This window comes from Intestinimonas sp. UBA1698, assembly GCF_002320075.1.
Taxonomy (GTDB): domain Bacteria; phylum Bacillota; class Clostridia; order Oscillospirales; family Oscillospiraceae; genus Intestinimonas; species Intestinimonas massiliensis.
The window spans coordinates 112,035-125,742 of the sequence record NZ_DCJO01000013.1 but is presented as its reverse complement, the minus strand read 5'-3'; the positions used below and the strand labels follow the sequence as shown (position 1 = coordinate 125,742).

Sequence of the window (13,708 nt, the reverse complement as noted above, 5' to 3'; positions counted from 1 at the left end):
CTTTGAGTTCCAATTTATGGTTTGATTATAGCACGGGACGCCGCCGGATACAACGCGGCTTGTGTAAAAAATCCTACCGCAGGTCGAACAGGCTGAGCTGCCTGTTCTCCGGCCTGTGCCGGCCATTGGCGGCCAGCCTCCGGACCCGGCCCGCCGGGATGTCCGCCAGAAAGGGGGAGGGTTCCCGGCCGGTGAGCAGGATCAGCTCGTCCCTGGCCCGGGTCATGCCCACGTAAAACAGCCGCCGCTCCTCCTCCGGATCGCTTGGCCGCCCTTTGCTCTCCAGTGGGAGGACCCCCTCACGGATGCCGCAGAGAAAGACCACCGGGAACTCCAGCCCCTTGGCACCGTGGAGGGTCATCAGGATAACCGCCCCGGTCTCGTAGCGGCGCCGGCCGCTGCGGCGCACGTCTCCCTCCTCGCCCAATGTCAGGGTATTGAGTAGCTCGGCCATGGTGGCGTGGAATACCGCGGTGTGGAGCAGCTTCTCCACCGCGCCTTCCTCCCGGCAGCCCGACCGCTCCGCCCAGTCCTCCAGCAGCCGTCGGGGCTTCTCGGTCCCCAGTCCGGGCAAAAAGTGGGCTGCCCAGGCCTCCTCCCCCTCCCGGACCCCGCCGTCCATCAGCCGCCGGAAGAAGTCCAGCGCCGCCCGCACCCGGGGATGGCTCAAAAAATCCTCCCGGCCGGCGACCACGCAGGGGATGCCCTCCCGGGCCAGGCACTGTTCCACCAGCTCAGCCTGCCGGTGGGTTCGGTAGAGCACCGCCATATCGCCGAAGCTCCAGGGCTTGTCCCGGTCGCTCCGGGGCGCGCAGCGGTCGGACTCCACCATGTCCACGCCCCCCACCATACGCCCGATCTCCTTGGCGATGAATGCACCCTCGCTCCACTCGCTGTCGGCGGTGACCAGCAGAGGCCGGGCGCCCTGGGCCCGGTTGGGCTCCAGCCTACGGGTGGGCCCGGGATTTTTGCCGATGACCGGCAGGGCGCAGCCCAGGATCTCCGGGGTGGAGCGGTAATTCTGCACCAGCCGGACGGTACTCAGGCCGGGATACTCCGCCGCCAGGGCGGCAAAGCAGTTGGCGGCGGAGCCCCGAAAGCCGTAGATGGACTGATCCGGGTCCCCGATGACGAAGAGGCTCTCCCCCTCCCGGTTCCAGGCCCCCACCAGCCGGAGCTGCAGACCGTCGATGTCCTGGAACTCGTCCACCAGCAGGTGGCGGAAACGCCGGTCCGGCGCGCCCTCCTCCGCCGCCGCCAGGGCAGCCAGGAGCAGGTCGTCAAAATCCAACGCACCCAGCTCCTTCAGCCGGGCGGCATAGGCGGTGCAGGCCGCCTCGTCCCCGCCGCCTTCCAGCTTCAGGCCGGTTTTCCGACGGGAGACCTCCTGGAGCAGCTTCCGCGGCGAGCCCTTGTGCCCCAAGGCCTCCAGTACTCCCGCTGCCTCGGCCAGAGCGTCCTGCTCGGCCAGCAGTCGGACCGGCTCTCGCCTCTGCCTCAGCAGATCCAGCGCAATGGCGTGGAAGGTGCCCACGGTGAGGCCCCGGACGGCTCTCTTCCCCAGCTCCTGCTCCAGCCGGGCCCGCATCTCTCCCGCCGCCTGATTGGTAAAGGTGACGGCGGTGATCTCGGCAGGCCGGATGCCCCGCTGCCCGATCATCCAGGCGATGCGGGACACCAGCGTCTTGGTCTTTCCGGTGCCGGGCCCGGCCACCACCGCCACGGCCCGGCTCTCGTCCAGAACGGCGGCGCGCTGTTCGGCGTTGAGCCCCGCCAGGGGACCGGCCTCCCCTTCCGGTTCCTCGGCCGCCGGGCGTTTCTCCGCGGCAGCGGCGCTTGGGGCGGCCACCAGTCCCCGCCGTTTCGCCGCCGGGGACACCCCAAACAGGCTCACCTGTCCGTTCAGGGCCTCCCGCTCCGCCGGGTCCAGAAGCTGAATCTTGCCATAGGTCCCGTCGTAGCCAGGGGTCCGCTCCACCCGCCCTTGCCGCAGGCGGCGAATGCCCTCCATCACGCAGGGGCCCGCCGTCCGGCCGACGTCCTCCAGAGGGGCCTGGCGCAAAATGTAAAACTCCGGCCCCAGCGCATGGAGCAGGCGTTCATACTTGGCCTCCACCCTTTTGGAGGCGGCGGAGCACCCCTCCGAGGCGGCAATGACCTCGGGCAGGGGGACCAGGCTTTCAAAGTATGGTGCGTCCGGCCTCACAACGCCCTCCGGTCGGTCGGCCAGCTCTTCCACCCGGTGGAGCACCCCGATGGTCAGCTTTCTGCCGCAGACGGGGCACCGGCCCCCCGCCGCCGCCGTTTCCGCCGGGCTCAGGCACTGCTGGCAGTTCCGATGGCCGTCAAAGTGGTACTTTCCCTCCTCCGGAAAAAATTCCAGGGTCCCGACCAGCCCCTTCCCCTCCTGGATGGCCGCCGCCAGGGCGGAATAGGAGGGCTCGATGTCCAGCAGATTGGCCTCCCGGCCCAGCTTGGACGGGGAGTGGGCGTCGGAGTTGGAGATGAGCCGATAGCCGTCCAGAGCCGACAGCCGCCCGTTCATGGGCGGGTCAGAGGACAGGCCTGTCTCCAGCGCGCGGATGTGGCCCGTCAGGTCCCCGAAGCACTCCTCCAGCGTGCTGAATCCGGAAAAAGCTCCGAACACCGAAAAATGGGGCGTCCAGATGTGGGCGGGGACGAACACCGCCTGGGGGCAGGACTCCAGCGTGATCTCCAGCAGATCCCGGCAGTCCAGCCCCAGGATGGGCCGCCCGTCGGAGTGGAGATTGCCGATGGCCTCCAGCCGGTGGGACAGGTCCTCGGCGGCCTCCAGGGAGGGCAGCAGAATCAGGCTGTGGACCTTGCGGGTCCTGCCGTCTTTTTTGTAAATGGTGCTGATCTCTCCGGTGACCACGAACCGGGGCGGCTCCGCCCCCGGCGGACCGCCCGTCCCCCCGTCCTTCAGCGTATAGAGTCCCCCTCCGGCGGGGAGCAGCTTTTCCCGCAGCTCGGCCCGCCAGGCCGGGTGGGTAAAGTCCCCGGTACCCACCAGACCAATGCCCTTCTTCCGGGCCCATAGGTCCAGGGCCTCCGGCCCGCAGTCCTTGCTGGTGGCCCGGGAATACTTGGAGTGGATATGCAGATCCGCAATGAGCATGGCGCGTCCCTCCCGCCGTTTTCTTGTCCTTATCATACCGCCCAAGGCGTCAAGATGCAAGCGCGCCGCCCGGCTCAGACGGCGCACGCAGACATCTATCCCAGGGCCACGTCCAGAATCATCATCACCAAAAAGCCTCCCATGACCCCCAGGGTGCCCACGTTGGAGTGCTCCCCCAGGTGGGCCTCGGGAATCAGCTCCTCTACCACCACATAGAGCATGGCCCCCGCCGCAAAGGAGAGCAACCAGGGCATCAGGGGCTGGATGCTCCCGGCGAGGAGGACGGTGAGGAGGCCGAACACCGGCTCTACCAGCCCGGACAGGCTGCCCCACAGGAAGGCTCTCGTCCGGCCCACGCCCTCCTGCCGCAGGGGTAGCGCGATGGCCGCCCCTTCGGGAAAGTTCTGGATGCCCATGCCCACTGCCAGCGCCATGGCTCCGGCGTAGAGGGCCGGGTCATTGTGCTGGGCCGCCAGGGCAAAGGACAGGCCCACCGCCATACCCTCCGGAATGTTGTGCAGAGTGACGGCGAAGATGAGCAGGGTGGTCCGGTGCAGCTTGCTCCTGGCTCCCTCCGGCTCCCGTGCGCCGGGGTGGAGGTGGGGCAGGATGCCGTCCAGCGCCATCAGGAAGGCCACACCCAAAACAAACCCGCCCGCCGCCGGGACCCACCCCACCTGCCCAGCCCCCTCGGCCTCCTCAATGGCGGGGATAAGCAGAGACCAGACCGAGGCGGCGATCATCACCCCGGCGGCGAATCCCAGAAAGATCCGTTGGGCCGAGGCCGTCACCTGCCTGCGAAAAAAGAACACCACTGCGGCGCCCAGAGAGGTCATCAGGAAGGTAAACCCCGTGCCCCCGGCCGCCCAGAGCAGCGATTGCGTCATAAAGTTCACTCCTTTCAAAAGTTAGAGGTAGCTAACCGCCTTTACTTTATCATATACGCCCTCCTCTGTCAACCATCCGCCGCTTCCAAACAATTTTCCAAAATAGGGATTGACATCTGTGGTTAGCGATGGTAAACTATCCACGTTCCCGGAGGTTAGCGCCTTCTAACCTCCACGCCTTTCCCCGAGAGTTAGGCTTGACTAAATTCAGGAGGTGATCTGTATCATGCCGTTGTCTATGGCGGTACCGGGCGCCGAAACCACCGTCCGGAAAATCAGCGGGAGGGACGAGACCCGGCGATTTCTGGCCAGTCTGGGCTTTGTGGAGGGCGGGTCGGTAACCGTGATCTCTGAGCTGGGCGGCAACCTGATCGTCAACGTGAAGAACACCCGGGTGGCCCTGAGCAAAAGTATGGCCAACCGTATTTTTGTGTGAGTACAGGAGGATTGGAAATGCAGACCTTAAAAAGCGTAAAGCCCGGTCAGACCGTCAAGGTGGTCCGGCTGGGCGGCGAGGGCGCCCTCCGGCGGCGCATCATGGACATGGGCATCACCAAGGGCACGTCGGTGTATGTCCGCAAGGTAGCCCCCCTGGGCGACCCGGTGGAGGTCACCGTCCGCGGCTACGAGCTGTCCATCCGAAAAGGAGACGCCGAGAGCATCCAGGTGGAGTAACGGGGCGGTCCGAAACCGCCCCATGTATTTCAGATTCGGTTAGCCAAAACTAACTAAGGAGGAGGAATTCGAACATGTCGATTACCATTGCCCTGGCGGGCAATCCCAACTGCGGCAAAACCACCATGTTCAACGCCCTAACCGGCGCCAACCAATTCGTGGGCAACTGGCCGGGCGTGACGGTGGAGAAGAAAGAGGGCAGGCTGAAGGGCCGCAAGGACGTGTCCATTATGGACCTGCCCGGCATTTACTCCCTGTCCCCCTACACCCTGGAGGAGGTGGTGGCCCGGAATTACCTCATCCAGGAGAAGCCCGACGTCATCCTGAACCTGGTGGACGCCTCCAACATCGAGCGCAACCTGTACCTCACCACCCAGCTTCTGGAGCTGGGTATCCCCGTGGTCATTGCCCTAAACATGATGGACGTGGTGCGGAAAAACGGAGACCAAATTGACGGGGCCAAGCTGTCCGCCGCTCTGGGCTGTCCGGTGGTAGAGACCTCCGCCATCAAGGGAGAGGGCTGCATCGCCGCGGCCGAGAAGGCCGCTCAGGTGGCCGCCGCCGGCGGGCCTTTCACCCCCAAGCACGCCTTCGCCCCGGTGGTGGAGGATGCGCTGGGTGAGATCGAGGGCCAAATTTCCGGCCTGGTGCCGGCGGAAAGCGTCCGCTGGTACGCAGTCAAGCTCTTCGAGCAGGATGAGAAGGTGCTCGCCTCCCTGCCCCTGAGCGCCGAGACCGCGGATCAGGTGGCCGCCGTCGTCAAGACCTGTGAGACCGCCATGGACGACGACAGGGAGTCCATCATCACCAACGAGCGCTACGAATACATCTCCAAGCTGGTGGCCCGCTGCGTCAGAAAGGGCCGCTCCGGCCTGTCCCCCTCGGACAAGATCGACCGCATCGTCACCAACCGCTGGCTGGCCCTGCCCATCTTCGCCGTGGTGATGTACGTGGTCTATTACATCTCCATCAGCACCGTGGGCGACATCCTCACCGGCTGGACCAACGACACCTTCGTGGCCGAGTGGATTCAAGCCCCCCTGGGCGGCTTCTTGGCCGGCATCGGCACCGCCGACTGGCTCACCAGCCTGATTGTGGACGGCATCGTGGGCGGCGTGGGCGCCGTGCTGGGCTTTGTGCCGCAGATGCTGGTGCTCTTCCTCATGCTGTGCATCCTGGAGGACTGCGGCTATATGGCCCGCGTCGCCTTCATCATGGACCGCATCTTCCGCCGCTTCGGCCTGTCCGGCAAATCCTTCATCCCCATGCTCATCGGCTCCGGCTGCGGCGTGCCCGGCATTATGGCCTCCCGCACCATTGAGCAGGACCGCGACCGCAAGATGACCATCATGACCACCACCTTTATCCCCTGCGGCGCCAAGATGCCCATCGTGGGCCTGATCGCGGGCGCCATCTTCGGCGGGGCCTCCTGGGTGGCCCCCTCCGCCTACTTCATCGGGGTGGCCGCCATTGTTCTCTCCGGCATCATCCTGAAGAAAACCAAGCCGTTTGCCGGCGACCCCGCCCCCTTCGTCATGGAGCTGCCCCCCTATCACGCCCCCAAGGCCGTCAACATCCTGCGTGGCACCTGGGAGCGGGGCTGGTCCTTTATCAAACGGGCCGGCACCGTCATCGTTCTGGCCTCCATCTTCATCTGGGTCACCTCCAATCTGGGCTTCGTGGACGGCTCCTTCGGCCTGGTGGATGATATGGACCACTCCCTGCTGGCCGTCATCGGCTCCGCCGTCCTGTTCCTCTTCCGGCCCCTGGGCTTTGAGACCTGGCAGCCCGTCGTGGCCACCGTCATGGGTCTGGTGGCCAAGGAAGAGGTCGTGGGTGTGTTCGGCTCCCTCTACGGCGTGGCGGGCGACGCCCTCGGCATGGTGGAGGAGGGCGACTTTGCCGGACTGGCCCCCATCGCCGCCCATTTCACCACCCTGTCCGCCTATTCCTTCCTGATCTTCAACCTGCTGTGCGCCCCCTGCTTCGCCGCCATCGGCGCCATCAAGCGGGAGATGAACAACCCCAAATGGACGCTCTTCGCCGTAGGCTATCAGTGCGTGTTCGCCTATACCATCGCCCTGATGGTGTACCAGTTTGGCCTGGCCTTCACCGGCGGCGGCTTCCGCGCCGGAACGGCGGCCGCCCTGGTCGTGCTGGCTGTCTACCTCTGGCTGCTCTTCCGCAAGGGCTACCGCGGCGAGGGCGAACGGCTGCGGGCGGTGGACGCCGTCCACGCCTGAGCCTTCCCTCTAGAAAGGAGCTTTTTCCATGACCCCTGCTACCATCATCGTCGGTCTGCTTCTGTTGGCCGGCGTGACCCTTCTCGTACGCCACATGGTCCGTCGGCACAAAACCGGAGGCGGCGGCTGTTCCGCCTGCGGCGGAAGCTGTTCCAGTTGCTGCGGCGGCTGCCACGCCTCCCCCCCAAAAGGCCACTCCTGAACCCGGTTTCGTTCTTCCTTTTTGTCCCCTGCCGCAAATGTCCCCCGGAGGCGCTGCCTCCGGGGGACGTGTGCCGTTATGTCAGCTCTTTTGCATAATAATAGTGTCCGTAGTCCCCCACGGAGGGCTCCACACTGCCGATGAGCCGGTATCCCAGCTTCTCACAGAAGCCGGGGGCCTGAAAGCCGAAGGTGTTCAGCTCCACCCTTCTGGCCCCCCGGCGGCGCCCGTCGGTCTCGGCGGCGGCCAGCAGCCGCGCCCCCAGGCCCTGGCCGCGGCAGGACTCGTCCACCCAGAGGACGTCCACCAGCACCAGGGTGCCCATGCGGAAGCAGTCTGTCCCGGCCACGACCCGGCCCGCCTCGTCCCGGACCGCCCGGGACAGGTCCTCTGCATCGGGACAGTAGTTCCGGTTATAGGCCCGCAGTCCGGCGTGGACCGCCTCCACCTCCTCCTCCGTGGCAGGCAGGATCGCATAGGGTTCCATGTCGTTCCCCCTCCTCACAGGTCGAAGGGGGGAGCCTCCCGGCTCTGGGGCATGGCGTCCCCCTCAAATTCCAGCTCGTCGGGCACCGGCTCAGAGAGGGGGGGCATCCCGGGCGGCAGGTCGGGGGCCTTGTCCACCATGCCCTGGCGGAACTGCATCTCCTGCCACTGCTCTTTGGTGATGAGGACCTGCCGGGGCTTGGAGCCCTCGAAGGGGCCCACCACGCCCTTCTCCTCCATCTGGTCCACCAGCCGGGCGGCCCGGGAATAGCCCAGCTTCAGCCGCCGCTGGAGCATGGATACCGAGGCCATGCCGGTGTCCACCACCACCTCGATGGCAGCGGGGAGCAGCTCGTCGTACTCGTCCCCCACCTCTTCGGGGGCGGAGCCGCCCACGCCCTTGGCGCCCTTCTCCTTCTCGGCGGCGTGCTGCTCGATCTCGTGGAGCACCTCCTCGTCGTACTCGGCGGTGGACTGCTTCTTGATAAACTCCACCACGGCGGCCACCTCCTCGTCCGAGATGAGGCAGCCCTGGACCCGCTGCGGCTTGCCGGAGCCCAGGGGGAAGTAGAGCATGTCGCCCTTGCCCACCAGCTTCTCCGCACCGGTGGTGTCCAGAATGATGCGGGACTCCAGCGAGGAGGCCACGGCAAAGGCGATGCGGCTGGGGATGTTGGCCTTCATCAGGCCGGTGATCACGTCGGCGGAGGGCCGCTGGGTGGCGATGATGAGGTGCATTCCGGCGGCGCGGCCCATCTGGGCCACCCGGCAGATGGACTCCTCCACTTCCTTGGCGGCCACCAGCATCAGGTCGGCCAGCTCGTCGATCACCACCACCACCTGGGGCATCTTGTCCATCCCCTCGGTCCGGGCGGCGTGGGCGTTGTAAGAAGCCAGGTCCCGGACCCCCACCTCGGAAAAGGCCCGGTAGCGCTTCATCATCTCGGTCACCGCCCATTGGAGAGCCCCGGCGGCCTTCTTGGGGTCGGTGACCACGGGGATGAGCAGGTGGGGGATGCCGTTGTAGATGCCCAGTTCCACCATCTTGGGGTCCACCATGATGAGGCGGACCTCCTCGGGGGTGGCCTTGTAGAGCAGGGAGATGATGAGGGAGTTGGTGCACACCGACTTGCCGGAGCCGGTGGTGCCGGCGATGAGCAGGTGGGGCAGCTTGGCGATGTTGCCCACGATGCAGCTGCCGCCGATGTCCTTGCCCACGGCAAAGGCCACCTTGGAGGGGTGGTCCCGGAACTCCTTGGAGTCGATGACCTCGTGGATGTGGACGGGACTCACCAGCTTGTTGGGCACCTCGATGCCCACGGTGGAAATTTTATCGGGGATAGGGGCGATGCGCACGCCGGTGGCCCCCAGGGCCAGGGCAATGTCGTCGGCCAGATTGGTGATCTTGTTGAGCTTGACCCCCTGCTCCAACTCCATTTCGTACCGGGTCACCGAGGGGCCCCGCACCACGTTGACCATGCGGGCCTCCACGCCGAAGGACTGGATGGTGTCGGCCAGGCGGGCCTGGTTGGCCTGCAGCTCCTTGGCCGCCCCCACGCCCACATCGCCGCCCCCCTCCAGCAGCAGGGAGACCGGCGGGTACTGATAGGCCGCCCGACCCTCCTCCAGCTTCTTCTCCACCTCCTGAGCCACCTCGGCGGCAGCCTGGGCGGCGTCGGACTTTTTCACCTTCTCCACAGCCGGTTCCCGCTGGATCTCCGGCATGGGAGTCGGGTCGGGAACCGGGGCCGCCGGGGCCGCGGGGGCCGGGGCAAAGGGTGCCGGCACGGGGGCGGAGGCGTCCGGAACTTCCGGAGAAACGGCCGGCTCCGCCGGGGCCGCCGGCGCGGAAGGCGGGGCCTCCATGGGCCGCGCCCCAGTGAGGACCTGGTCGGGAGTGCGCACCGAGGGCTTGCGGTTGAACAGCCGCTCCTTCCGGGGGGTAAGGACCTCCTCCGGCTGGGGTCTGGCCTCCCCGGCCAGGGGCCCGTCGTCCACCGGGATATCGATGTCGGCCCGCCGGGCTGCGGACTGGGCCTGTGGGGTGGGCTCCGGCCGCTGGGTCCTGCGGGAGCGCGGTGGCTCGGGGAGCTCCTCTTCCTCATATTCCGGGTGGGGGCGGCTGCGGATGTAGTCCACCACATCCACGACCGTCAGGTTGAAGGCGGCCAGCAGCAGCAGGGCGGTGCCCACGATGAAAACCGCGCCGGCCCCGTATTTGCTGATGCCCGCGATGCAGAGCTGGGCCAGCAGGCCGCTGACTGCGCCGCCGCTGGTCATGGCCACGCCGCTCTTCCACAGCTCCGGGAACAGGGACCAGCCCCAGACGAGGGCTTCGCCGGAGGCCAGGAACAGGTGGAGCAGGCAGCCGAAGAGCACCGGGGTCAGCAGGGCGCACCACACCCGCAGCCGGACCGGGCGGCCCCGGTGGAAGGCCAGGATGCCTCCGGCGACCGCCAGCATGACGGGCACGGCCCAAAAGCCGTAGCCCAGCAGGCCCCGCAGCAGGTTGCAGAATAGGTCGATCAGCCAGGCGTCCACATGGAAGCAGCCCAGGGCAGTGAGGAAGGCCAGAAGGATGCACACCCCCGCCCCCACCTCCCGCCGGATGGGCTTGGGCGCCGGGGCGGCCTTCCGGCTCCCGCCGCTCCGGGATGCGGAAGCGCCGGCCCGCTTACCGGAGGAGGACGGGGCCGTCCGCTTTCCTCCGGTGGATTTCTTTTGTGTCGATGCCATGTAGGTCCATCCTTTCAGGAGTCTTACTTCACCACGAAGCTGGCGATGAGGGAGCCCAGGCCCACCACCCAGCAATAGTAGGCGAAATTGCCGAACTTGCCCTTGTCGGCCAGCAAGTTCACCAGCCGGATGGCAAAATAGCCCACCACGCCGGAGACCACCATGCCCACCAGGTAGATGGGCAGCATCTCCAGGTCGACCCCCGCCTCCAGGGCGTCCTTCAGGCTGAGGATGTTGGCTCCCAGCACGGCGGGCAGGGACATGAGGAAGGAGAAGCGCACGGCAAAGGTGCGGTCAAAGCCCCGGAGCAGTCCGGCGGAGATGGTGATGCCCGACCGGGAGATGCCCGGCAGCGTGCCCACCGCCTGGGCGCAGCCCACCAGCAGGGCGTCCGCCACGGTGGCGTTCCGGGCGTTTTTGCGGCCCCTGGCCATCCGGTCGGAGAAAAAGAGGATGAAGCCGGTGGCCAGCAGGGCGACGGAGACAAAAGTCACGTTGCTCATGGCGTCCTCCACCAGGCCCTTCACCGGCAGGATGGCGAACAGCGGCAGCGTGGCCACGATAATCATCATTACCAGCCGCCGGGTGGGGGGCGGCGGAGCGCCCCCGCCCCGCCGGACGGTCAGGTCCCGGATGCCCAGGAAGAACTCCCGGATCATGTCGATGACATCCCGCCAGTAATAGACGCACACGGAGATCAGCGTGCCGAGATGGAGCAGCACCGTGAAAAACATCTGGGTCTCCTCGTAGTTCTCCACGCCGAAAAAGTGCTGGAACAGGGCCAGATGTCCGGAACTGGAGATGGGTAGGAACTCGGCGACCCCCTGCAGCACCCCCATCAGGACGGAAAAGAGATAGGTCAAGAAAAGCCCTCCTATACGCAGAAAGATACGAATATTATATTAACACAAGCCGCATGATATTTCCATTGTTTTATGTAAAACAAAGCGGCGGGGCCTCTCCCCGCCGCTTCCGCTATTGGGTCTTTTCCCGCTTGCGCTCCTCCATCATGCCGTGCAGACACTCCAGCGCATCCGCCAGCCCCCCGATATGGTCGATGAGGCCGATCTTCACCGCCTCTTCCCCGTAGATGACGCTGCCCACGTCGGCGGCCAGCTCCCCCGTCTGGAGCATGAGCTTGGTAAAGGTCTCCCGGGCGACGTGGCTGTTGCGGGTGACGAAGGAGGTGATGCGGTCCTGGATGCGGGTAAAGTAGTGGAAAGTCTGCGACACGCCGATCACCGTGCCGGACAGCCGCACCGGATGGATGGTCATGGCGGCGGACGGGGCGATGAAGGAGGTCTTGGCCGACACCGCCAGGGGCACGCCGATGGAGTGCCCGCCCCCCAGGACCAGGGAGACGGTAGGCTTGGACATGCTGGAGATGAGCTCGGCGATGCCCAGTCCCGCCTCGATGTCGCCCCCCACGGTGTTGAGCAGCACCAGCAGGCCGTCCACATCGTCGCTCTCCTCCACCGCGGCCAACAGGGGCATAACGTGCTCGTATTTGGTGGATTTGCTGGTGGGGGGCAGGATCTGATGGCCCTCAATCTGCCCCACGATGGTCAGGGTGTGGATGGTCCCCTTGTCGGTCTTGATGGTAGCCGACCCCATGTCCACGATCTGCTGCTGCCGCTCCGACGGATTGCTGTTGTCCTCGTTTCCGGTCTCCAGAGTCTCCCGCTTTTCCTCTGCCATATGAAACTGCCTCCCCATGTTGCTTTGGGTTAGCATGCGCAGAAATCCCCCGGCCCATTCTCAAACTTCCGGCAAAGCAGCCGCCCGGAGCGCCGGGCGGCTGCTTCATTCTGCTCTATGCAATGGGGATGCCGTCGGGCAGCGGCCGGGACTCCACCGGAAGAGTCTGGACCGCCGGCGCCTCGGTCGGCGCCGGCTCCACGGGCAGCGTGGCGGTGGGGGACGTATCCCCGGGTGCCGGCGTCTCCGGCGGAGCCGTCTCTTCCGGCGTCTCCGGCCCGCCGCTTTCCTCCGGCGGCGTCTCCTCCGGCGCCGGAGGCTCGGTCTCCTCCGGGGGTGCGTTCTGTGCCGCCTGATATTCCAGCCACAGGGCGTTGTGCTTGGTGTCGGCCAACCGACCGGTGGAGGAGGCGATGGTGCCGTCGGCCTGGATGGACATGACGTCCAGACTGTCCCTGGTCAGATCGGCGTTATAGGGGTTGAGATATTGGTTGACCAGCTTGAGCAGTTCGTCCGCCCTGGGGGTCACATAGTCCTGCATCCCCCGGAGAGAGCGGCTCCACACCATCCCGCCCTGGTAGGGCATCGTCAAAAAGGTCACGTCCTCCATGGACAGCCCGCCCAGTACGGCGCTCTGGGCCAGGTAGGCCACGCTGTTCAGCGGCAGATCGGTCTCTACATTCTCCAGAAAAATGCGGCCCAGCCGGAGAATGGTGGGCAGGTCCCGCACCTTCTCCAGGCACTGCTGGAGGGTGGCCTTCAAAAAGTCCTGCTGGATCTGGATGCGGCGGACGTCTCCGCCCTCGGCGTCGTAGTTCACCACATGGCCGTTGACCAGCTTGTTGTTCTTGCGCCAGCGGAGAAGCTGCATGGCCTTGTCGCCGTCTAGCTTCTGTTCCCCCTTGTCCACGTGGATGTGCAGGTCCTGGGTGGGGTCGTCGTAGCTCATGTCCAGCGGCACGTCGAAGGTCACGCCGCCGATGGCGTCTACCAGCTCGCCCACGGCCTCCCACTCCACCACCACGTGGAAGTCGGGGACGAAGCCCACCAACTGCCCCACCTCCTGCTTGAGGGCCTCGATGCCGTCTACGCCGCCGCCATAGACGTTGTAGACCGAGTTGATCTTCTTAATGTCCCAGGATACGTTGACCATGGTGTCCCGCAGCAGGCTCATGGCGGCCAGCTTCTGGTTGGCCAGATCGTAGGCCGCCAGCAGGATGGTGTCGGTGTTTCCGCCGCCGCCGGTGTCCCGTCCCACGATCAGAAAGGTGTAAAAATCGTCCTTCCGCCCGCCCTCGGGGATATAGGGCATCCACAGGTCCTCATAGTCCGCCCCGTCGGTCTCGACAGGCGTATCCGGCCGGGCGGTGGGCTTGGGCGCCACGCTGGGCTTGACCACCACCAAGTTCCAGACGGCCACAGCCGCCACGGCGGTGACAGCCAGGGCCGCCAGTACGATCAGCAGGATGCGCAGGGCCCTGTCCCGCCGGGACAGGGGGTTTTTAGGGGATTGCTCCCGCTCTTTGTCCTCCTTGGGGTCCATGCAGACCCTCCTTTCGCCGGGTGTATGTCTTTATAGACGCTCCCAGGATATCAAATGTTTCCCCGGAAAACTACAAATATTTTGTAAACAGTGAAAAAA

At 65.8% G+C, this 13,708-nt stretch carries 11 protein-coding genes; 4 read left to right on the top strand and 7 right to left on the bottom strand.

Features of this window, described 5'->3' with window-relative positions; genetic code table 11:
- Window positions 1-73: 73 nt before the first annotated feature.
- On the bottom strand, window positions 74-3,139 hold the full coding sequence (locus B3H64_RS03195) for a UvrD-helicase domain-containing protein (protein WP_286732881.1): 3,066 nt from the start codon (window positions 3,137-3,139) through the stop codon (window positions 74-76).
- Between the two features lie 95 nt (window positions 3,140-3,234).
- Entirely contained in the window at window positions 3,235-4,026 is a 792-nt protein-coding gene (locus B3H64_RS03190) for a ZIP family metal transporter (RefSeq protein WP_238074754.1), read from the bottom strand.
- Window positions 4,027-4,252: 226 nt separating this feature from the next.
- Here B3H64_RS03190 and B3H64_RS03185 point away from each other — a divergent pair, with 226 nt between their 5' ends.
- From B3H64_RS03185 to B3H64_RS03170, 4 genes are all read left to right on the top strand, one after another.
- Window positions 4,253-4,462: a FeoA family protein gene (locus B3H64_RS03185; RefSeq protein WP_050617890.1), complete on the top strand. Its 210-nt coding sequence runs from the start codon at window positions 4,253-4,255 to the stop codon at window positions 4,460-4,462.
- Between the two features lie 17 nt (window positions 4,463-4,479).
- Complete coding sequence (locus tag B3H64_RS03180) at window positions 4,480-4,701, top strand: FeoA family protein (RefSeq protein ID WP_050617889.1); 222 nt, start codon at window positions 4,480-4,482, stop codon at window positions 4,699-4,701.
- Between the two features lie 74 nt (window positions 4,702-4,775).
- The gene (gene feoB, locus B3H64_RS03175) at window positions 4,776-6,944 is read left to right on the top strand and encodes a ferrous iron transport protein B (protein WP_286732877.1); all 2,169 of its coding nucleotides are present in this window, start codon (window positions 4,776-4,778) and stop codon (window positions 6,942-6,944) included.
- 28 nt (window positions 6,945-6,972) lie between these two features.
- Window positions 6,973-7,146, top strand: a complete 174-nt coding sequence (locus tag B3H64_RS03170; RefSeq protein WP_094762377.1) for a FeoB-associated Cys-rich membrane protein — start codon at window positions 6,973-6,975, stop codon at window positions 7,144-7,146.
- A gap of 76 nt (window positions 7,147-7,222) precedes the next feature.
- Here B3H64_RS03170 and B3H64_RS03165 read toward each other — a convergent pair whose 3' ends face one another.
- The 5 genes from B3H64_RS03165 to B3H64_RS03145 all read right to left on the bottom strand — a co-directional run bounded on the left by B3H64_RS03165 (window position 7,223) and on the right by B3H64_RS03145 (window position 13,609).
- Window positions 7,223-7,633: a GNAT family N-acetyltransferase gene (locus tag B3H64_RS03165; protein WP_286732874.1), complete on the bottom strand. Its 411-nt coding sequence runs from the start codon at window positions 7,631-7,633 to the stop codon at window positions 7,223-7,225.
- A 14-nt stretch (window positions 7,634-7,647) separates the two neighbouring features.
- Window positions 7,648-10,368: an FtsK/SpoIIIE family DNA translocase gene (locus B3H64_RS03160; protein WP_286732872.1), complete on the bottom strand. Its 2,721-nt coding sequence runs from the start codon at window positions 10,366-10,368 to the stop codon at window positions 7,648-7,650.
- Between the two features lie 23 nt (window positions 10,369-10,391).
- A complete protein-coding gene (locus B3H64_RS03155) occupies window positions 10,392-11,231 on the bottom strand; it encodes an undecaprenyl-diphosphate phosphatase (RefSeq protein WP_050617885.1) in 840 nt (279 codons plus the stop codon).
- Window positions 11,232-11,343: 112 nt separating this feature from the next.
- Window positions 11,344-12,066 (bottom strand): ClpP family protease, encoded by a 723-nt coding sequence (locus tag B3H64_RS03150; RefSeq protein ID WP_050617884.1) that lies wholly within the window; start codon window positions 12,064-12,066, stop codon window positions 11,344-11,346.
- 115 nt (window positions 12,067-12,181) lie between these two features.
- On the bottom strand, window positions 12,182-13,609 hold the full coding sequence (locus B3H64_RS03145; RefSeq protein ID WP_050617883.1) for an LCP family protein: 1,428 nt from the start codon (window positions 13,607-13,609) through the stop codon (window positions 12,182-12,184).
- Window positions 13,610-13,708 lie beyond the last annotated feature (99 nt).